This is a genomic window from Apibacter muscae (genome assembly GCF_007845635.1).
GTDB lineage: Bacteria > Bacteroidota > Bacteroidia > Flavobacteriales > Weeksellaceae > Apibacter > Apibacter muscae.
Genome location: NZ_SELG01000038.1, coordinates 37226 through 59849 on the forward strand (window position 1 = coordinate 37226; position 22624 = coordinate 59849).

Annotated in this window: 12 protein-coding genes and 1 pseudogene; 6 read left to right on the top strand and 7 right to left on the bottom strand. The window is 29.9% G+C overall.

Annotated elements, in window-relative coordinates:
• Nucleotides 1–160 precede the first annotated feature (160 nt).
• The 6 genes from tig to ETU08_RS08850 form a co-directional block, all read right to left on the bottom strand.
• Nucleotides 161–1513 carry a trigger factor gene (tig, locus tag ETU08_RS08825; protein WP_146262663.1) on the bottom strand — a complete coding sequence of 451 codons (1353 nt, stop codon included), beginning with the start codon at nt 1511–1513 and terminating at the stop codon, nt 161–163.
• A gap of 251 nt (nt 1514–1764) precedes the next feature.
• Nucleotides 1765–3801: a methionine--tRNA ligase gene (gene metG / locus ETU08_RS08830; RefSeq protein ID WP_146262664.1), complete on the bottom strand. Its 2037-nt coding sequence runs from the start codon at nt 3799–3801 to the stop codon at nt 1765–1767.
• 348 nt (nt 3802–4149) lie between these two features.
• Complete coding sequence (locus tag ETU08_RS08835; protein ID WP_146262665.1) at nt 4150–5262, bottom strand: DUF3810 family protein; 1113 nt, start codon at nt 5260–5262, stop codon at nt 4150–4152.
• Entirely contained in the window at nt 5263–6492 is a 1230-nt protein-coding gene (locus ETU08_RS08840; protein WP_146262666.1) for an ABC transporter permease, read from the bottom strand. It abuts the gene before it with no gap.
• 134 nt (nt 6493–6626) lie between these two features.
• A complete protein-coding gene (locus tag ETU08_RS08845) occupies nt 6627–7769 on the bottom strand; it encodes an acyltransferase family protein (protein WP_185145308.1) in 1143 nt (380 codons plus the stop codon).
• Between the two features lie 274 nt (nt 7770–8043).
• Entirely contained in the window at nt 8044–10365 is a 2322-nt protein-coding gene (locus ETU08_RS08850; protein WP_146262668.1) for an ATP-dependent helicase, read from the bottom strand.
• Between the two features lie 291 nt (nt 10366–10656).
• Here ETU08_RS08850 and ETU08_RS08855 point away from each other — a divergent pair.
• From ETU08_RS08855 to ETU08_RS08880, 6 genes and pseudogenes are all read left to right on the top strand, one after another.
• Nucleotides 10657–11928 (top strand): annotated as a pseudogene (locus ETU08_RS08855) (malic enzyme-like NAD(P)-binding protein); the annotation flags it as partial.
• 125 nt (nt 11929–12053) lie between these two features.
• On the top strand, nt 12054–12635 hold the full coding sequence (ruvA, locus tag ETU08_RS08860; protein ID WP_146262670.1) for a Holliday junction branch migration protein RuvA: 582 nt from the start codon (nt 12054–12056) through the stop codon (nt 12633–12635).
• Nucleotides 12636–12647: 12 nt separating this feature from the next.
• Nucleotides 12648–19727, top strand: a complete 7080-nt coding sequence (gene sov, locus ETU08_RS08865) for a T9SS outer membrane translocon Sov/SprA (RefSeq protein ID WP_260391081.1) — start codon at nt 12648–12650, stop codon at nt 19725–19727.
• A 33-nt stretch (nt 19728–19760) separates the two neighbouring features.
• On the top strand, nt 19761–20138 hold the full coding sequence (gene gcvH, locus ETU08_RS08870; protein ID WP_146262671.1) for a glycine cleavage system protein GcvH: 378 nt from the start codon (nt 19761–19763) through the stop codon (nt 20136–20138).
• The gene (locus ETU08_RS08875) at nt 20107–20496 is read left to right on the top strand and encodes a VanZ family protein (protein ID WP_146262672.1); all 390 of its coding nucleotides are present in this window, start codon (nt 20107–20109) and stop codon (nt 20494–20496) included. Before gcvH ends, ETU08_RS08875 begins: the two co-directional genes overlap by 32 nt.
• A gap of 230 nt (nt 20497–20726) precedes the next feature.
• Nucleotides 20727–21002: an RNA-binding regulator gene (locus ETU08_RS08880; RefSeq protein ID WP_146262673.1), complete on the top strand. Its 276-nt coding sequence runs from the start codon at nt 20727–20729 to the stop codon at nt 21000–21002.
• An 87-nt stretch (nt 21003–21089) separates the two neighbouring features.
• On the opposite strand, the gene purH is transcribed toward ETU08_RS08880, so the two are convergent.
• On the bottom strand, nt 21090–22598 hold the full coding sequence (gene purH, locus ETU08_RS08885) for a bifunctional phosphoribosylaminoimidazolecarboxamide formyltransferase/IMP cyclohydrolase (protein WP_146262674.1): 1509 nt from the start codon (nt 22596–22598) through the stop codon (nt 21090–21092).
• Between the last annotated feature and the right edge of the window lie 26 nt (nt 22599–22624).

The window sequence follows — 22624 nt, forward strand, 5'->3', positions numbered from 1 at the left end:
TATTTTTAGGGAATATTTATTTTGACCATCTAATTTATTAGGTGGTTTTTTTAATGCTATAAATAAATAATTTTGTATTTAAAACTTGTCAATTATTAATCATGAAAAATAAAAAAAGCTAAGTAATATTACTTAGCTTTTTTTATTTTTTTAAGCCTATTTAATTTTTAGACTTAGCATTTTCTTCTTTAATCATTGAATTAAATTCTTCGAGAGGAACAATTTTTTCCACTTTTCCAATTTGCTTATCAAAAATATTAAATAGATTTTGTTGAATCAAATTGTTAGAAGCTTGACGTACTTGTTCTTCATTTTTCATAGCATTAGCAACATATTTATTCAGTTCAGCTTCAGGAATATCATTATATCCATACATTGCAAATTGCTGTTTCATTTGATCTCTAGTAAATTCAACAAGATCATTGTATTGAATGCTTATTTTATTGTCAGATAGTATTTGTCCTTCAATTAATTGATAACGTAGACTTTTTTCAGATTTTTCATATTCTGAATTGACTTCATCATCATTCAAAGGCTCTTTGGATGAATTTTTAATGTATTTTTTTAAAAATTCTTCAGGTAAATCAAAATTTATATTTTCAAAAAGCCATTCTACAGAATCATTCATGAATTTATTGTCAGACTCTCTTTTGTAATAGCCCTCTAATTCTTCTTTTATTTTATCTCTTAATTCCTGTTCTGAGGAAACTTTGTCTTTACCATAAACTTTATCAAAAAGTTCTTGATTTACTTCAGCCTTAGTTCTTTTTGAAGGTTTTTCTATCGTTATTTTTAATTTTCCATTAAAATCGTGAGCCTGTTCGTGGGACAATCCTAAAAAATGTTGAAGTTGATGAGGATCATTAAAAATGTCTTGAGCATTTATTTCGACGATTTCTCCGCTTTTTTTACCTATAAATAAGTCTTTATTTTTTAAATCGTCAACTATAAAAGTAATATTAGTTTTTATTCCTTCTTCAATTGATTGATTATTTTCATCTATTTCTTCAACCTGAGCAGAGAAGTGCCCGCCGTTTTCAATTTGATCAACATCTATAATTTGACCCAATTGTGTTTGCATTTTCTCTATTGTTTCATTGATTTCCTTTTCGCTAGCTTCAATTTTATAGTAATCAATTTTTGCTTTTGAAAGATCTACGCTAAACTCAGGCGCTAAACCTAGTTCAAAATCAAAAGTTAATTCATTTGCATTAACATCTAAATTGTCATTAGTTTTAGGTAAAGGCTGCCCTAAAATATTTAATTTATTTTCTGAAATGAAGTTACTTAAAGAATCATTTAATACTTTGTTAATTTCTTCAAAAGTTACTGCACCTTCGTATTGTTTCTTAATAATACCCATAGGAGCCTTGCCTTTTCGAAAACCAGGCATATTTAGTTTTTTCTGGTAATCTTTAAGTGCTTTTTCAACTTTTGGTTTGTAATCTTCCGGTTTAATAGTAATACTAACAACAGTATTTAAATTATCTATTTTATTCTGTGTAACATTCATTTATATATGCATATTTGATATAGCTCGCAAAGCTACAAAAAGAATTTAAAAAATGGAAATTTAATCGTTAAAGGCAATACATTGAACTATTATATCTATAATTTTATTATAGTTAATTTTTTAAACATGGGTTAAAAATAAACACACTATGATTTAAGATTTTTGTAGGTGACCATTTACTTTCTCCTCAATTTAAAAAAGCATGTCTAATTAAATAAACATGCTTAAAAATAAATTAAGAAAATTATGTTTTATTTTATTGATAAACCATTACTAAGAAATTTATCCGGGGTTAAAAAAACATGCTTACCTTCTTCATCTTTTGCTAAAAGAAGCATTCCTTGACTTTCAATTCCACGTATTTTTCTAGTGGCTAGATTTAAAAGAACGGTTACTTGTTTCCCGATCAATTCATCTGGCGTAAAGCTTTCTGCAATGCCAGAAACAATGGTTCTAATATCAACTCCTGTATCTACTTTAAATTGTAAAAGCTTATCTGCTTTTTCTACTTTTTTAGCCTCTAATATAGTACCCACTCTTAAATCAATCTTTTCAAAATCTTCAAAACTGATGATTTCTTTAGACGGTTCAGAATTTTTATTTGTCATTTGATTTATTTTTTTTGAATTTTCTAATTTCTCAATTTGGGCTTTAATTTCATCATCTTCTATAGGAGAAAAAAGTAAATCGATGGTATTTATTTTATGACCTGACGGTAAAAGAATTTTTCCTTCCTCTAAATCATTCCAAGAAACGTAATTCAAATTTAAACCATCCATTATTTTTTTTGAGGTAAAAGGTATAAATGGTTCTGATAACTGAGCTAAATAGGCAGCTATTTGTGCAGATATATATAAACTTTCCTTGGCTTTTTCCGGATTTTCTTTAATCTGCTTCCATGGTTCTTGATCTTGAAAGAACTTATTTCCTAAACGTGCAATTTTCATTAGGGAATTAAGTCCATTTCTAAATTCATATTTTTCTAAGTAGGAAGTTATTTCTTTTGCTATTTGACTAATTTCCTTAATTTCTGGAAAATTATTAGAAATAGTTACTTCTGGAATAATGCCTTCATAATACTTCTGCATTAAAACAGAAACTCGGTTAATGAAATTACCAAAAATACCCACCAATTCGGAGTTATTTTTGGTTTGAAAGTCTTTCCATGTAAAATTGTTATCTTTGGTTTCAGGGGCATTAGATAACAGAACATATCGTAGTGTATCTTGTTTATTGGGGAAATCTTGTAAATATTCATGCGCCCATACCGCCCAATTTCTTGATGTAGAAATTTTATCGTTTTCTAAGTTTAAAAATTCGTTGGCTGGGACATTGTCTGGTAATATATATTCTCCGTGAGCTTCAAGGATTGCAGGGAAAATTATACAATGGAATACAATGTTGTCTTTTGCGATAAAATGAACCAATTTAGTATCTTTATCTTTCCAATAAGGTTCCCAATCTTTTTCATTATTTTTAGCCCATTCTTTGGTAGATGAGATATAACCAATAGGAGCTTCAAACCAAACATATAATACTTTTCCATCCTCATCTTTTAGAGGGACTGGTATGCCCCAGTCCAAATCACGAGTCATAGCTCGAGCTTTTAATCCGTCATCCAACCATGATTTTACTTGTCCATATACATTGGGTTTCCAATCACTTTTGTGATTTTGTAATATCCAATGGGTTAAAAATTCTTGATAGTTTTCAAGAGGCAAGTACCAGTGCTTAGTTTTTTTTAATACAGGTTTTTCTCCACTGAGCATAGAGTGAGGTTCAATTAATTCTTCAGGACTTAAGGTGGAACCGCATTTTTCACACTGATCTCCATAAGCATTTGTATTTCCGCATTTGGGACAAGTACCTACAATATAACGATCGGCTAAAAACTCTCTCGATTTTTCATCGTAGTATTGTTCAATGTCTTTAGCAATAAACTTATTGTCTTTGTAGAGTTTAGTGAAAAATTCTTGAGCTGTTTCTCTATGTATATCGGAAGTAGTTCTTGAATAATTATCATAAGAAATACCCAAATCATAAAAAGTTTTTTTCATGAGTTCATGATATCTATCTACCACATCTTGGGGTGTAATTCCTTCTTTTTTTGCACGTATGGTAATTGGAATTCCATGTTCGTCGGATCCACCAATCAATATAACATCATGCCCTTTTCTTCTTAAAAATCGAGCATAGACATCGGCAGGTATGTATACACCAGCCAAATGTCCTATATGTAATGGTCCATTTGCATAAGGAAGTGCGGTAGTAATTGTATATCGACTCATTTAAGTGTTATGTTTTTATAATATTTTTATACAGGTTAAATAATTTTTCAAAGGTACAAAATATTAAAATGGATATTTAAAGAACCATGACTTTGTATGGATAAAATAATCTTGAATAAAGTTGTTAATATGCAAGATCGTATATTCAATATCAGTATTAGAAATTATATGCTTATGGAAATTCTATTTTAAATCTAATTAAAAATATAATGAAATAAGTAAATTTGTATATAAAACTATCTCTATAATATGTAATCAATGATTGAATTTATTAGAATAGTTGGTTTATTGGTGTAGTTTATTGTGTTATTTATAAAACAACCTATAGAACAATATTATATAATATTGTTATTTGCCTTTTATAAGCGCTTCATTTGTAAATAGTGAAGGATATTGTCCTTTATAAAAATTAACGATCATATTAGAAACTTGATTGTAAGCAACGATGCCTTCGTTTTGACTGTTACTACGCAAGTATGCATTATTTAAAACGGAAAAAGCGTCTGATCCTAAATCTGAGATGAGGGAATAGTATTTAATCTCAATTTCTCTATCTTTTTTCATAAGAGTGGAATAATTATTTATAATTCGATGAACAAAAGTAGAGTCGTCTACATATATTTCTCTAAGTATATATTGCAAGGCCTTATACTTTACACTGTACTGAAAACTTTGAATGGAAGAAGATTCTCCCATATAAAAAGCATAAAAATTAGCGTCGTCTTCTCTTGCAATTCCTGCTTGGTGTCCCATTTCATGAGCTATAGTAAATAGATATGAGGTAGGGGGTAATCCATTTATAGTTTGTGCTTCTCCTGTAAATGGGTTGTAGTAACCTAAAACCCCAATTTTAGTAAGCCATAAGGAGAACAAAGAATTTTTAACATTACTCTTTTGTAGGGGTATTCCATAAACAGCACTTTGTTCTTGATAAAGTTCTTTAATGATATCATTGCCTATATAAAGTTCTCCTGATTTCGTAGAGGGTAATTTTTCTCTAAGCTCTATACATTCATTTAATAAATGATTGGCAACTATTTTATAATCGTCTAAATAATTATGCCCTTTGTTTTGTTGATAATTTGTAAAAGGCTTTTGACTGTATAGTAAGCCAAATGATAACATAAACCAGCCATACAAAAAATTTATAGTAAATAAAATAAATATAGAGTGCTTAATAGCTTTACTTTTTTCTTTTTTAGACAAGAAAATAATTATTTTAAATAAACTATAAATAAATAATATACCTAGCAGTATATAAAAACAATCTCCAATGGATAGTTTGAAATTTCCAAAAAAAGTATTAAATGAATATTTTATTTTCAGTAAAATAGTAAAATACCAATTTCCTCCGGTAGGATTTATACCCATCATTAAAATTTGGTAAATAAAATATTGAATGATTAAAGAAGATAAGAGTTTGGTGGGAGTTAAACTTATTTTTTTATTCAAAATTTTCATTTACTGAAACTTTAATGCTTTAATTGGAGATATTTTAGAGATTAAATAAGAAGGAAAAAGTAAAACTATTCCACTTATTACTATAGCTAAAACTGATATTATACCTATATGCCAAAAATTGATGTAAACAGGTACAGAACTAACGTAATAATTATCTGGATTTAACTTTATAATTTTGAAAATTTTCTGTATGTATAGTAAAATAATAGCAATTATATTACCTATAACAAGGCCTGGAACCATTATGATTAATGTATAATTAATAAAAATCTTTCTGATTTGGTTATTGGAAGCACCTAGTGTTTTTAGCATACCTATAGAATTGGTTCTTTCAATAATTAAGATGATTAGCACCATGATTAAATTGATAATCACCACCACCATCATTATGGTCAATATAATAAATATATTAGTATCAAAAATTTGAATCCAATCATTAATCTGTGAAAAAGTAGTAGTAGCTTTTTCAGCGTAGTTATTAAAACCCACTGCTTCTTCGATAGATGGAAAAACTTCATTTAACATTTCTATATCATCAATAAAAATGTCGTATCCACCAATTTCATTGGGCGACCATCCGTTTAACTTTTGAATGTGTTTAATATCACCAATTACAAATACATCGTCAATTTGCTTAATGTCAGTCCTATAAATACCTTTTACTTTGAATCTACGGTAAATGGGGGAATCATTTTCTCTTACAAAAAACATAACAAAGGATGAATCCACATCCAATTGCATTTCTTTTGCAATTTTTTCAGGCAATAAAACTTCATTATTAACTGAATCTTCAGAATATTTAGGGATTTCACCTCTTATAATAAATTCTTTAAATCTATTTCGATCAAAATCATTAGAAACACCCTTTAAGATTACGCCAGCAAAATTTTTTTCAGTTCTAATGACTCCACTTTTGGTGGCATATTGATAAACCTCAGAAACATAAGGATTAGACTTGATTTTATCAATTTCAACATTTTCTTTATTAAGTTTGGAGCTATTGTAAGAATTGTTACTGTCATAACTTTTTATGGTAATGTGACCATTAAAATCAGCCATTTTTTGTTTAATAGCCTTTTTTGACCCAATCCCGATGGCTAAGGTAATGACTGAAACAATAATTCCAATGGCAACTGCTGTTTGACCGATTCTAATAATAATCTGAGAAAGATTCTTTTTATTACTTTTAGAAAAAGCTATTTTTTTTGATATAAACCAAGTAAAATTCAAAGTTGAAATTTTTGTTCTAAGTTAAACATTTGTTATTTTTATAAAAGCATTAAAATTAATGAAGTTCAACTAATAATTTAAGTTTATAATTTGGTTAATTAAATATTTAAAACAATATAGTGCTATTTTGATAACTATATTTTAGCTAAATTAAATTTAATATATTTATCTCTATATCTCATAAATGGAACTTCTATATATTTGTAAAGAACAATTGAAATTAAAAATGTTAATACCCAAAATGAAATAAAACATATTGCAAATAAGATTGACCAAGCATAATTATTTGAGATATTAATATGATAAAATTCAATAAAATTATCTGCTTTATTGTCAACTATAAATCTTATAAATTTTGAAATTTGCATATTAACCAAATATAAAGAATAAGAAATTAAGCTAATAAATGTTATCATTCTATAAAAAATTCCTCTTCCTCTTTTAATATTGTAAAAAAACGGTAACATAAATAATACAGATAGTGAAGTAATAGTAAATGATAAAGTTAGCGAATAAAAATTATTACTTATAGGAAAGAGATAATAAAAGGCAGATAAAAAAATTCCCAGAAATAAAAAAATGTTTTTATAATTATTCCAAAAATAGGTCTTATAATATAATAAGTAAGCACCAAGAATACCAAACATAATACTGTCTGATCTTCCAAAAATAGTGTATCTAACATTAATTATATTTTCGTAATTTAAAGTATCTAAATTTAGGGTATAAATTATTCTATAAAGTGTAAAGAATGATATTACAAAAATAGCAGATAAAAGTATTGCTGATTTAGGTTTGATATTAAATATAGCTATTAAGATATAAATTATAATAGGAGTTATTAAGTAAAACCACTCTTCAATAGCTAAGCTCCAAGAGTCTCCAAAAAAGGTTAGATTTATTGAAAATATATTTTGACAAAAAAAGAAATACTTTAAATAATACATGAAGTTAAAATTCTTATTGTAAAGTGAATCTGAAAGTATAAGAATAATTAAAACAAAATAATAATTAGGAAGAGTTCTATACCATCTTTTTTTCCAAAAATAAAGTAATAATTTTACATTTATTTTATAGTTTTCAAGCAACTGCATAAGTATTCCGCCAATTAAAAATCCGCTTAAGACAAAAAATATACCAACTCCATCATATAAAATCTTATTTGAATAATGAGCTACTTTTTTAGGGAGAAATGTTGATGAATGACCTAAAAGTACAAAAATAATTGCAATAGTTCTTAATATATCCAATCCAAAAATTCTTTTGGATTCATTCATATCGATAATCAGTTTTTTCATGTAAAAATCAAATTACAAAATTAAATAATTAATAAAAATTATATATTATAATTTATAAAAAAATAATTTATATTATAAATACTTTTTATAATAATTTTAAGGTAATTGAATTAAATTAAAAATAATAATTTAATTACACGAATAAAACTATATGTACATTATATTTAATCTTATCTAGATAATATAATTAGTATACACAACCAATTAGATTATAGGTTTATCTAATGTTTATATGAATTTAAAATTGTATTAATTAATTAAGAATTTTAAGTTTAGCAAATTTCAATAAAAGTTTTTTTTCTCCTTCATTCTCAAAGTCAATTAAAGCTTTCGCATTTTCGGGATCTCCTTCTATGGATTTAACAATTCCTTTGCCAAATCGATCGTGAAGTACATGATCTCCTAATTTTAAATCTGAGAGTGATCCTCCAACAGGATGGGTTAACTTAGCATTAGATATAGGTTTCAAATTTTGTGGAGATCTTGGAGGTTCTTGTTTATTTTGATATTTAGGGTTTGGTCCTTTCGGATATCGTGGTGAAAAATCGCCATCAAAAAGATCCGAATCTAAACCTGAACGATTTTTAGTAGAACCTTTAAATTCAATATTTAATATTTCTAAATGTTTATTATTAATTTCCTCTAAAAATCGGCTCGGTTCCCCATCCACAATTTTACCCCATCTAAACCGAGTAGTTGCATAGGTAAAATAAGCTTTCTTTTCGGCACGAGTAAGTGCAACGTAAAACAATCTTCTCTCTTCTTCTAATTCTTGTCTTGTATTTAAAGACATTTGGGAAGGGAATAGGTTTTCTTCCAAACCTACAATAAAAACCACTGGAAATTCTAGTCCTTTCGCTAAATGTATGGTCATAAGGGATACTTTATCATCTTCTTCATTGCCATTATCAAGATCAGAAGCCAAGGCTATATTTTCCAGAAAATAATTTAAACTAGGGTCTCCATCTTCCAATTGTCTTTGCTCATCAACAAAGCCCTGCAAACTATTCATTAACTCTTGTACGTTTTCTACTCGAGATATACCTTCGGGAGTATCGTCTTCCTTCAATGTTTTAAGAATCCCAGATGTTATAGCCACCTTCATTGCCACTTCGTAAACATCTTCAGTTTTTAGTAAAACTTGAAAACTTTTAATCATCGTCCAAAAATTGGCTAGTTTTTCAATGGTTGGTTTGTTTAAACCTATGGCTTGTCCCAGCAACTCAATGTTTTCAAGAATTTCGTTAATTGATTGGTCTTGTTGATCGGCGCCTACTATTAATTTATTTAAAGTAGTATTTCCTATGCCCCTTGCAGGGTAATTAATTATTCTTAGTAAAGCTTCTTGGTCTCTAGGATTAACTAATACTCTGAGGTATGCAAGTAAATCTTTTATTTCTTTTCTTTGGTAAAAGGATAAGCCACCATAGACTTGATAAGCGATATTTTTTTTTCTTAATGCTTCTTCAATTGCTCTAGATTGAGCATTGGTACGATAAAGAATAGCGAAATCTTTATTTCTTTTTTGTTGAGTAAGTTTTAAATTAAAAATTTCCGCGGCTACATAATTTGCTTCATCTGCATCAGAAAGAGCTCTGTATAAAGGTATTTTATCACCTTCATTATTTTGTGTCCAAACATTTTTTTCAAGTTGATCTCTATTTTTAGCGATTACTTCATTGGCTGCCTCTACAATAATTTGGGTGGATCGGTAATTTTGTTCCAAGGGGATTATTTTCGCATCTGAATAATCTTTCTGAAAATCTAATATATTTCTGATATTGGCTCCTCTAAAGGCATATATGGATTGAGCGTCATCTCCAACAACACAAATATTCTCAAAACGTGAAGCCAGAGCCTTAACTATAAGGTACTGGGAGTGATTGGTATCTTGGTACTCATCCACCATAATATATCTAAATCTATCTTGGTATTTTGCTAGCACTTCAGGAAACCTAGTTAGTAACTCATTGGTTCTAAGTAGTAAATCATCAAAATCCATGGCTCCGGATTTAAAACATCGTTCCACGTACGCTTTATAGATTTCACCTATTTTGGGTTTCATCGCTGCTTGATCTGCCTCGATTAATTCGGGGTTATTGAAGTATGCACGAACCGTAATTAAATTATTTTTATAACTGGAAATTCTCCCTAGAACCTGTTTAGGTTTATAAATGTCAGAGTCCAGTTGCATCTCTGAAATTAATTTTTTAATTACGTTTACACTGTCTTGAGAGTCATAGATAGTAAAGTTAGATGGAAAACCTAGTTTATGAGCCTCTGCACGTAAAATTCTAGCAAAAACGGAATGAAAAGTACCCATCCATAAATTCTTAGCCTCTGTTCCTCCTATTAGAGAAGAAATTCTTTCTTTCATTTCTCTTGCCGCCTTATTCGTAAAGGTTAATGCCAATATATTAAAAGAATCAATTCCTTTTTCTATTAGATGAGCAATTCTATAAGTTAAAACTCTAGTTTTTCCAGAACCGGCACCTGCAATAATCATTAATGGACCTTCTGTGGTGCTAACTGCTTGTTTTTGAATCTCGTTTAAATCTTTAAATAAGTCTTTCATACCAATTCAAAGGTAATAAAATTACTTTAGTAGTTAAATTTTTAAATATAATCTAAAATTAATAATCAAATTATATATTGTATAATTCAAGATTATTAATAGTACAATACAACAAATTCATTTAGGGTTATTTAGAAAATAATTCATTTGCGATCATTAGTTGCTTGCATACCATATAATTATAGCTTTTAAGAAACTTATTCAATTAAATAACTTGAAAAACTTTAACTATTGTAATTTATAAAAATATTAACTTTACGGGCTGTAAAATATAATTAAAATAAAATAAATATGCCTAAAGACAGTAAATTAAAAGAAGAAGCTTTATTATATCATAGTTCTAAACCGGAAGGTAAAATAGAGGTTATACCTACAAAGCCCCATTCTACACAAAAAGATTTAGCATTGGCTTATTCCCCTGGGGTAGCAGAACCATGCTTGGCTATAAATAAAAATCCTATTGATTCGTATAAATATACAGGTAAAGGAAATTTAGTAGCTGTTATTTCAAACGGTACAGCGGTTTTAGGCTTAGGGAATATAGGTCCTGATGCTTCTAAGCCCGTGATGGAAGGCAAAGGGCTTCTATTCAAAATTTTTGCAGGGATTAATGTTTTTGACATTGAGGTTGACGAAAAAGATCCGGAAAAATTTATACAAGTGGTAAAAGCTATTGCACCTACCTTTGGTGGTATAAATTTAGAAGATATTAAAGCTCCGGAGGCTTTTGAGATTGAAAGAAGGTTAAAGGCAGAATTAAGAATACCTGTGATGCATGATGATCAGCATGGTACAGCAATAATATCTGCTGCCGCATTATTAAATGCTTTAGAAATATCAGGAAAAAAGATTTCAGAAGTTAAAATTGTTGTTAGTGGGGCAGGGGCTGCAGCCATCTCATGTACTAGACTATACAAGGCCTTAGGAGCAAGTGCAGAAAATATATTAATGTGCGATAGTAAAGGAGTGATCTATAAAGGTAGAACAGATTTAAATGAAGAAAAACTTGAATTTGCTGTAGAAACCTCTGATAGAACTTTAGAAGATGCTATGAAAGGTAGCGATGTATTTATGGGGCTTTCTAAAGGCAATATAGTATCTCCAGAAATGCTACTTTCTATGAATGGCCATCCCATAGTTTTTGCAATGGCTAATCCAGATCCAGAGATTGACTATAATTTAGCCATTGAAACTAGAAATGATGTGATTATGGCCACCGGTAGAAGTGATTATCCTAATCAAGTGAATAATGTATTAGGTTTTCCATATATTTTTAGAGGAGCTTTAGACGTTCATGCAACAGATATAAATCAAGAAATGCAATTAGCAGCTGTAAGAGCATTGGCTGAATTAGCTAAAGAACCTGTACCTGAGGATGTAAAACAAGCGTATAACATTCAAGATCTTAAATTTGGAAAAGATTATATAATACCAAAACCTTTTGATAAACGATTAATTACTAAAGTTTCCATGGCTGTAGCAAAAGCAGCTATTGAAAGTGGAGTATCAAGAAAAGCAATTTCGGATTGGAAGGCTTATGAAAAAGAACTTGAAGAAAGATTAAACATCACTCCTAAAAATTCTTAATTTAAAATCACGTATAAAACAAAGAATTTTTTATAATTGTAAATTCCTTGTAATTCTTTAGTGAAAAATTATACTTATTTTCGCATAAAGATATTAATTTTATGATAACTCATTTATCAGGGAATGTATACGAATTATCCCCCTCTAGTGTAGTCATTGACTGCAATGGAGTGGGATATTTTGCTACTATAAGTCTGCAAACGTACACTGCTTTACAAAATCAAAGCAAAGTACATTTATATATACAGGAAATAGTTAGAGAAGATGCTTACTTGTTGTATGGATTTTCAACTAAAGCAGAAAGAGAATTATTTAACCTACTTATAAGTGTAAATGGATTAGGACCAGCCTCAGCTATTATGATGCTATCATCCATGTCCTCCTCAGAAATAGCTTCTGCTATTTCCAATGGCAATAACTTAGCTTTACAAAAGATTAAGGGGATTGGTGCTAAAACAGCTCAAAGAATAATATTAGATTTAAGAGATAAAATCATCCATTTAGATTATTCAGACAGCTTAGAAAAAGTATCAGGCAATAAAACTAAAATTGAAGCGTTAAATGCACTAGAAGTATTAGGTATATCCAAAAAAATATCTGAAAAATTAATGGATAAAATTTTAGATAGTAACCCTGATATTGATTTAGAAGACCTTATTAAACAAACTTTGAAAAATTTATAAACAGAGAATACTTTGAAGAAAATTCATTATTGCCTATTTTTTTTTATTTTTCTTTCCTTAGGAATAAATTTCCTTTGGTCGCAAGAAAATAATGACAAATCAATCTCCGATCAAGATCAAAGCTTGAAACTTGAAGATCCTATTAATTATGAAGCTTATTACGATTATAAAACGGGGGGATATATACTGTACCCTAAAGTAGGTGGTGTAGTTGTGGGTACGCCTATAACTATGACGTCAGATGAATATACTCAATATGTCATTCAAAAAAAATTAGACGATTATTATAAAGATCGTACCCGACAACAAGATGAAATTGGTAGAGCACAAAAAGAAAATAGAAAATCTGAAAATAAATCTTTTATTCCACAATTAACAGTAAGATCTAAATTATTTGAAAAAATTTTTGGCGGTAATAAAATTGAATTAAGACCTTCTGGATATGCGTCTTTTGATTTGGGGATTTTATACCAAAAAATTGAGAACCCACAATTATTACCTCAAAATAGACAGAATTTCACGATTGACATTAAACAAAGAATACAATTAAGTTTACAGGGAAGTGTAGGGAATAATGTTCACCTAGGAGTTAATTACGATACACAAGCAGGGTTTGATTTTGAAAATAGAATAAATTTGGCTTGGAAACCAGGAGGAATCAATGGAGGAGAGGATAATATTGTTAGAAATATTGAATTTGGAAATGTAAGTATGCCCTTAAGCACAAGTTTAATTACAGGTGCTCAATCCCTTTTCGGGGTTAAAGGTGAATTTCAATTTGGTAACACATCATTGACCACGGTTTTTTCAGAACAGCAATCGGAAGCTAGAAATATTACTGTACAAGGCGGAGGTATTATTAATACATTTAATATTAAAGTTTTGGATTATGAAGAAAATCAACATTACTTTTTAACCCATTACTTTAGAAACCAATACGATAAATCTTTAGAGAATTATCCAGTAATAGGTTCTACTATAGATATTACCAGAATGGAAGTTTGGAGAATAGATTTAGGAAATTCTAATCTTCAAGAACAACATCCTATATTAGCACTTAGGGATTTGGGAGAATCGAATTCTCTAATGGAAATGCCAGATAACTCCAATCAAGGCGTTTATACTTCCATAACAGCACTTGGCAATTCTATTAGAGATGTATCCACCGTTTACAATGCTGTAAATGGAGTAGCTCTTCCAGACTATCAAGGAAATTTAGTCAATTATGCTAGCGGAGAAAATTTTGTAACTAACCGTAGAGTAAAAAAATTAGCAGAATCAGAATTTACCTACGATAAACAGTTAGGATATATATCATTAAATCAAAAACTGAATAACGATCAACTTTTAGCAGTAGCATTTCAATATACAGACTCTAGGACACCGGGTAAAATTTATAAGGTTGGAGAATTTTCAACAGAACAGTCCGGCGTATTAGTGGTTAAATTATTAAAACCGAATCAAGTAGTTTCTACCCAGTCTCCCATGTGGGATTTGATGATGAAAAATATTTATTCTTTGGAGGCAAATCAAATTACTCCGGAAGATTTTAGACTAAATGTCCATTTTAAAGATCCATCACAAGGAAAAATTAATTATATACCAGATCCTAAGGTTCAAAACCAAACCCTTATACATTTATTAAATTGGGATCGATTAAATCAAAATAACGATTTAACACCCAATGGTATAGGGGATGGAATTTTTGATTATGTTGAAGGAATAACCATTAATTCAGAAAAAGGCAAGCTAATTTTTACAAAGATTGAACCCTTTGGGAATTATTTGCAAAGTAAATCTGTCGCTTCTCAATACGTTTTTAAAGAATTATATTCAAATTTAAAAAACAGTGCAGTTGTAACAGCAAATCCATTAGCAAACCGATATACCATTGAAGGACAGTTTAAAGGAACTATTGGAAGCGGAATTTCCTTAGGTGCCTTTAATGTTCCAAGAGGCTCTGTGACCGTAACCGCTAACGGTCAAACATTGGCTGAAGGAGCAGATTATGTGGTGGATTATCAGATGGGTACTGTAACTATTATTAATGAAACTTATAAAAATTCTGGAGTCCCGATTAATATAAGCCTTGAAAATCAATATGCCTTTAATCTTCAGAAAAAAAGGTTTATGGGGTTGAATGTAGAGCATAAATTCAGTGAAGAATTATTGGTAGGTGCAACCTACCTAAATTATAAGGAGAGACCATTAACATCTAAAGTGCAATATGGTTCAGAGCCAGTGAACAATTCCATGGTTGGTTTAAATTTAATGTTTAATAAGGAAATGCCTTTTCTAACCAAATTGGCAAATTTATTTCCGGGTGTTAAAACAGAAGCCAAATCAAATTTAAGTTTAAAAGTGGAAGGGGCAGCATTACTACCGGGAGAAAATTCAACCATAGGAGATCAATCTTACATAGATGATTTTGAAACTACCTCGTCAAAGATAAGTTTAAAAGATCCCGCTTACTGGGGTATAGCTAGTAAGCCAGAATTGTATGGAGAATTTAGCCCTGCCTTGATGAATGATATTAGAAATGGAGATGGAAGAGCTTTAACAAGTTGGTATAATATTGATCCTAGATTTTATGGAGTAGGAGGAGGACAACCCAAAGGTATTAATACCGATGCACTCTCACTACACCTACAAAGAAGAGTAAGTTACAGGGAGATATTTACAAATAGAGATTATATTGCAGGAAATGAAACCTACTTAAATACATTTGATATTTCCTTTTATCCACAACAAAGAGGACCTTATAATTATAATCCTTCCGAATTGGGAGCTTTTACCAATTATGAAACTAGATGGGGGGGATTAATGAGACCTATAACCGTAACCAACTTTATAGAGTCGAATATAGAATACCTTGAATTTTGGATGATGGACCCTTATGCAGATAGCAAGTTTCCAGAATCAAATCCATTGGGTGACCATCCAGAATTATTGATACATTTAGGAAATGTATCTGAGGATGTATTGAAAGATGGATACATGTTTTACGAAAATGGTATTGTAGAGGATGAAAGTCAGTTAACTTATTCTAAACTTGGAAGACAGCCCAAAAATTATCCCCTACTTTATACTTTTGACACAGAAGGAGAAGCCAGAAGGAGACAGGATGTAGGGTATGATGGTTTGATGAGTAGTGAAGAAGCTGCATTTTATGAAAGTATTGGAGTTGATATCGGAGATTATGCCAATTATATCAATCCAATAACAAATTTATTAGACCCAGCCGCAGATGATTTTGTATTTTATTTGGATAGTAATTGGGATTCAGCCGCTGATGGTAAATCGATTATTGAACGTTATAGATATTATAGAAATTTAGAAAATAATTCACCCTCAAATTCAGTAGACGCAGCAACGGCTATTCCAGATTCTGAAGACTTGAATAGGGATTTTAATTTAGATGAAACAGAAGACTATAACCAATATAAACTAAGTTTGACCAATTCTGATTTAAGGGATCCAAACAATAAATACATTGCAGATAAAAAAGTTTGGGAATCAACTTTACCTAACGGAAAAAAAGGAGTTAATACATGGTATTTAGTTCGAATTCCAGTTTCAGATTTTGGTTCTACCGGTAGGGAAGAAATTTTAAACAATGTACGTTACATAAGAATGATGATGAAAGGGTTTACAAATACTGCAACCCTACGTTTTGCAACTTTGGATTTGGTTAGAAGTGATTGGAGGTTATACGACAGAGATATCTCAGATCTTAGTGGAGCTTCGGGAGAGGCAAATCAAGAAGGAACTATTTCCGCAGCACCAATTGATAATGTAATTATAAGTTCCGTAAATCTTGAAGAAAATTCAACAGCCAGACCACCTTATGTGATGCCTCCTGGTGTGAATAGAGAAGTACTTGGTAGTATAACAGGAACTCAAATGCAAAATGAAGCATCTTTAAAATTACAAGTTAAAAATTTACAAGAATCTGAACCAAGAGGAATTTATAAGAATGTTTCATTAGACATGAGACGTTATAAAATGTTAAAAATGTATGTTCATGCCGAAGATATGTTAAATACTTCAAGTAACATCTATGACAAAGACACCAAGTTCTTTATAAGACTTGGAAGTGATTTGTCTGACAACTACTATGAATATGAAATTTCTCTTAAATATACGCCAGCCTCATCAAGTGCCAATCCGTTGGAAATTTGGCCAATAGAGAATACCATAGAGCTAGCTTTAAGTGATTTAGTAGCGGCAAAAAGTGAGAAAGATAAATTATATCCTTACAATAGTAATATAAGATACAGAAGTACCATTACAGGAGAAGATAATAAAATTATTTATGTGAAAGGTAGACCTTCTGTAGGTCAAATATCCTCTATTATGATGGGGGTAAGAAGCACCTCTGGAGGTAGTAAGAATGTTATTTTATGGTTGAATGAGCTACGGTTGACAGATATTGACAATGAAGGAGGGTATGCAGCCAATGCTAGTTTAATGTTCAATCTGGCAGATTTTGCACAAGTTTCTGCTACTGGAACTTACCAATCTGTAGGATTTGGAGCACTAGATAGTAAACCCAGTGAAAGAAGCCAAGACGAAACTAAGCAATACATGGTGAATGCTTCTGTGAATGTAGATAAAATGTTACCAGAAAAATGGGGGTTAAAAATACCGGTAAGTGTTAGTATAGCAGAAACCTATATTGAACCTAAATACAATCCTTTGGATAACGATGTAGAATTAAAAAATGATCCTCGCAAAAATGAACTAAAAAAAATTGTAGGTACTTACTCAACTCAAAGAAATGTATCTGTAACTAATTTAAGAAAAGAAAAAGTAAACAGATCCAAATCAAAGTTCTATGATATTGAAAATTTCGCACTTTCATTTTCCTATTCTGTAGATTATAGAAGAGACATTTATACTTCTTATTACATAAATAAAGATTTACAAGCCTCATTAAACTATAATTTCACACCTAAAGGAAAATATTACCAACCATTTAAAAAATTAGCAATAGTACAAGACACAAGCAGGTTTGCAAAATATTTAAAATTACTAAAAGAGACCAATTTCAACCCTATTCCTGTTAGAGTTTCCTTCAGAACAGATATAGCCAGAACCTATAATGAATTCCAATATCGAGATATAAACGCCTATTTAAATGGAAGTTCCAACAATTATCAGCCAAGTTTTGCTAATAACTTTCTTTTTGGCTGGCAATACAATATAGGTTTCAATTTAACTAAATCCTTAAAAATTGATTATTCATCAGCCACGCGAACAATTTTAGATGAAATGGGAGGAGGAATGCCCGATCAGAACATGATTTGGAACAATATATTAAATTCAGGCAGACCCATCAATTACAATCAAAAGTTACAAGTAAACTATAAAGTTCCCATTCATTTACTTCCTTATATGGATTTTACATCTTTAGAAGTGGGGTATACAGGTCAGTACGATTGGCAGACTGGTTCTACCGCTTATCTTGAATATGACCTAAATAATGCAGATCCAAGAAAAAGAAGTTTAGGAAATACTGCACAAAATGCACAAACCATAAATATTATGGGAAGTGTAGATTTTAACAAATTTTATAATTATTTCCCGGCATATAAATCTTTTGAGGAAAGAAAAAGAAAAAGACAATCAGAAATAGACTCCCTAAATAACGTTTATACAACTAACTTTTCACTAAAGAAGCCAAAGCCTTTTAGGTCTTATAAATTAAAAAATAAATATAAACCTACCGATTATTTGTGGATGATAGCTGGTGGATTTAAAAGAGGCCAAGTTCAAGTGAATGAAAATAGGGGAACAATTTTACCTGGATTATTATCTTCGCCTAATTTCTTTGGAGTAGGTAGCTATGCCGGATCTACGAATGGACCTACTTTTGGGTTTTTATTCGGTTCTCAATTTGATTTAAGAAATAAAGCAGTAACAGAGGGATGGGTTTCTCTCAATGAATATATGACAAACCCATATGTTAGGACTGAAAATTCTCAGATTACCGCTAATCTGCAATTGGAGCCCATCAATCGTTTACAGATTGATTTAAATATCATGAGAAATCATCAAAAGACTCTATCCCAATCAGGTTATAATTTAGTAGATCCAATTACGGGGCAAAGATTAAATACTTACGAATCGCAATCAGCTATGTTTAGCTCCACCATAATTTCAATATCAACCGCATTTAAATCATCAGACTACGTATATAATAAGATGATTGAAAACTCAAAAATTATTTCCGGAAGAGTAGCTGCCTCTCAAGGTAGACCAATGATAGATTCAAATAATGATGGTTATATTGACGGTTACGGACTCTCAAATTCAGCGGTATTAATGCCATCCTTTGTATCTGCTTTTACAGGTAAAAATCCTAATCAACAAGGCTTAGGTTATAAAAGAGGAGGAATACCGGTTCCTAACTGGGCATTGTCTTATGGTGGATTAAAAAATATACCGTTTATAAACTATTGGTTCCAAGAATTTAGAATTAATCATTCTTATATTTCAAACTATACGATTAACGGAGTTCAAACCAATCCAGATTATTATGCTAATCAATCGGTGTCAGCTGGAACAAATATCTCAAATTTATATAATTACTATAATTATGGCACAGTAGTCATGTCTGAAGGATTTAGTCCTTTAATTGGATTTGACGTTACTATGAGAAACAACATACAGATTAGATTATCTTACAATAAGGATAGAATTTTCTCATTAGGACTAACTAACTATACTTTACAAGAAGACTACGGAAATGAAGTTGTATTTGGTTTAGGATATATAGTTAAGAACCTTAAACTAAATATGAGATATAGAGGAAACACTAAATCTATTGTTGGAGATTTAAATATACGAGGAGATATTTCTTTAAGAGATAATAAAACGGTAGTAAGACGTATTTTAGATGAAGATTCGCAAATTACTGGAGGACAAAATTTAGTATCAATTAAATTTTCGACGGATTATAACTTTACTAAAAACTTTAATTTAAAATTCTTCTATGAACAAATGATTACTAAATATAAGATATCTACTGCTTACCCACTTTCAACTATAAGGGCAGGGTTGAGTGCGACCTTTACATTTGGAAATTAACTATATTTGTAAATCATCTAAAAATAAGAAAAAATGAATAACTTGAAGGATTTATGGTTTACCGATCAGCACCAGTGGATCAGAATTGATGATAATATCGCTTATATTGGGATTACAGACTATGCGCAGAAACAATTAGGGGATATCGTTTATGTAGATATAGATACGGTAGGAAAAGTTTTAAATCCAGGAGATGTTTACGGTACAGTTGAAGCGGTAAAGACCGTTTCGGATTTATTTATGCCCATAGAAGGTAAAATTTTAGAAATTAATAATGAGATTGAGAATTCTCCAGAATTAATTAATTCTGACTCCTATGGAAAAGCTTGGATTATTAAAGTAGAGTTAACAAAGTTATCATCAACAGAAGGGTTATTAAATGCTGAAGAATATAAGAGTTTGGTTGCATAGAAATCAAACCTTTTTAAGAATAGTATTATATTCATATTTTCTACTATTAACTTGGTTATTGTTAAGAGGGAATTCTCAGATAGATAATATATCTATAAAAATAATTTCTACATTCTATAATGATAAGGTTATACACACTATAGTTTTTTTTATATTATTTATATTAGGAAGGTTTGCTTATCCTCATAAAAAACCTATAATTTTTTTAGTATTGTTCTCATTGTATGGAATACTAATTGAAATTCTGCAAGAATTCATGAATCTTGGAAGGACGTTTGAATATTTAGATATGCTAGCTGACTTTATAGGTTGTTTGTTTGGTTTATTAATTGCAAGATTAATAATTGGTTTTAGATAAATTCACTTAATTATAAATACAATAATTATAAAAATTGTAATTCACATGAATCTCTTTATATAAATTATAGGAAATTAAAAATAATAGCATTAGTTCAATTTTAAATTTTTTAAAAATTTATTCTTTTTATAAAATAAAAATATGTAAATTAGCGCATTGAGATTTTTGGAACTTATTATTAATTTTAAGTTAACAAGGTCTCAATTTTTATCAATTTTTAAAATTTTTATATGAACATTTTTATTTCCAACCTTAATTATAGGTTGACCAGCGATGATTTACATGATTTATTTTCTGAATACGGAGATGTACAATCTGCTAAAATTATAAATGACAGAGAAACAGGTAGATCAAGAGGATTTGGTTTTGTTGAAATGTCAGATGATGAGGCAAATACAGCTATTGAAGAATTAAATCAAAGAGAGATTGACGGTAAAGTGATTAACGTTGCTGAAGCAAGACCAAAAGATGACAGACCTAGAAATAACTTTAGAAGAAATTATTAATTTACTTTAGTATATAAGTAAAATATTTAATATATAACTTTAATAAATATTTCTAAAAAAAACCTGCTTTTAGCAGGTTTTTTTAATTTAATGTTTAAAATGTCTTAGACCTGTGAATATCATAGGAATATTGTATTCATTACATGCTTCAATACTTTCCTTGTCACGAATTGATCCGCCAGGCTGTATAATTGCTTTAATCCCATTTTTTGCAGCAACATCAACTACATCTTTAAATGGAAAAAAAGCATCAGAGGCTAATACAAGATTTTCTTTATTTTTCTCGATAGCTCTTTGAATAGCTTGCTCTGCAGCCCATATTCTATTTGTTTGACCAGCACCTATACCAACGGCTTGTTTATTAGCAGCAACAACAATTGCATTAGATTTTGCATGTTTAGCAATTTTTTGTGCAAAAATTAAGTCTTCCATTTGCTCATCACTTGGAGAAGCATTTGTAACATTTTCAAAATTGGTTGCATTCTCCCTGTCAGTGTCTTGAACTAATAATCCACCATCAACTTTAATATATTCTACTTCATCAACTAATGGATGATTAACCTTTATAATTCTTAAATTCTTTTTATTAGAAAAAATTTTCAAGGCATCCTCAGTAAATGAAGGGGCAATAACAATTTCTAAAAATAATGGGAGTATAACTTCCGCAGTTTCAGCATCAACCTCCCTATTAAACGCAACAATACCTCCGAAAATGGAGACAGGATCACAATCGTATGCTTTTTGGTATGCATTTTTAACTGAATCTGCAAGGGCTACCCCGCATGGTGTAGAATGTTTTACTGCACAACAGGCAATTTCAGAAAATTCTTTAACAACTTTATAAGCCATATCCATATCTCTAAAGTTATTAAATGAAAGCTCTTTGCCTTGAATTTGTTCTAAATTTTTCATAGATCCCTCTTTAGTCATGTCTACATACAGAGCAGCTTTTTGATGAGGGTTTTCACCATATCTTAAATCATGAATTTTCTTATAAGATAAATTTAAATACTCTGGATAACTATCTTCAAGAATATAGTTTGATATTGCGGCATCATAAGCAGATGTTAGATTGAATACTTTTCCTGCCAATAATTTTCTAGTTTTTAAGGATGTTTCACCATTGGAAGATATTTCTTCTTCAACAAGTTTATAGTCATTAATTTCAGATATAACTGTAACAAATTTAAAGTTTTTTGCTGCTGAACGTAACATAGAAGGACCTCCAATGTCAATAAATTCTATCATCTCATTTTCTGCTAATCCAGTATTTAATTTATCAAAAAATGGATATAAATTAACTACAACTAAATCAATCGGTTTTATATTATGTTCCTGAATAGTTTTAAGATGCTCATCGTTATCACGTAGAGCAAGTAATCCTCCATGGATATTAGGATGTAAAGTTTTAACTCTACCATCTAGCATTTCAGGAAAATTCGTTACCTTATTAATATCAGTTACTTGAATATTGTTGTTTTTTAAATAGTTAAAGGTGCCACCGGTTGAAATAATTTCGTAATTATTTGAAACTAAAAATAATGAAAATTCAATTAGATTAGTTTTATCTGATACGCTAATTAGAGCTCTCTTCATGAAATTGTTTTTATAAATGTTAATAC

Excerpts from the sequence above, each read along its gene's own strand:
- tig (WP_146262663.1), bottom strand. The coding sequence starts at position 1,513 with ATGAATGTTACACAGAATAAAATAGATAATTTAAATACTGTTGTTAGT.
- metG (WP_146262664.1), bottom strand. The coding sequence starts at position 3,801 with ATGAGTCGATATACAATTACTACCGCACTTCCTTATGCAAATGGACCA.
- ETU08_RS08835 (WP_146262665.1), bottom strand. The coding sequence starts at position 5,262 with ATGAAAATTTTGAATAAAAAAATAAGTTTAACTCCCACCAAACTCTTA.
- ETU08_RS08845 (WP_185145308.1), bottom strand. The coding sequence starts at position 7,769 with ATGAATGAATCCAAAAGAATTTTTGGATTGGATATATTAAGAACTATT.
- ETU08_RS08850 (WP_146262668.1), bottom strand. The coding sequence starts at position 10,365 with ATGAAAGACTTATTTAAAGATTTAAACGAGATTCAAAAACAAGCAGTT.
- ruvA (WP_146262670.1), top strand. The coding sequence starts at position 12,054 with ATGATAACTCATTTATCAGGGAATGTATACGAATTATCCCCCTCTAGT.
- gcvH (WP_146262671.1), top strand. The coding sequence starts at position 19,761 with ATGAATAACTTGAAGGATTTATGGTTTACCGATCAGCACCAGTGGATC.
- ETU08_RS08875 (WP_146262672.1), top strand. The coding sequence starts at position 20,107 with ATGCTGAAGAATATAAGAGTTTGGTTGCATAGAAATCAAACCTTTTTA.
- ETU08_RS08880 (WP_146262673.1), top strand. The coding sequence starts at position 20,727 with ATGAACATTTTTATTTCCAACCTTAATTATAGGTTGACCAGCGATGAT.
- purH (WP_146262674.1), bottom strand. The coding sequence starts at position 22,598 with ATGAAGAGAGCTCTAATTAGCGTATCAGATAAAACTAATCTAATTGAA.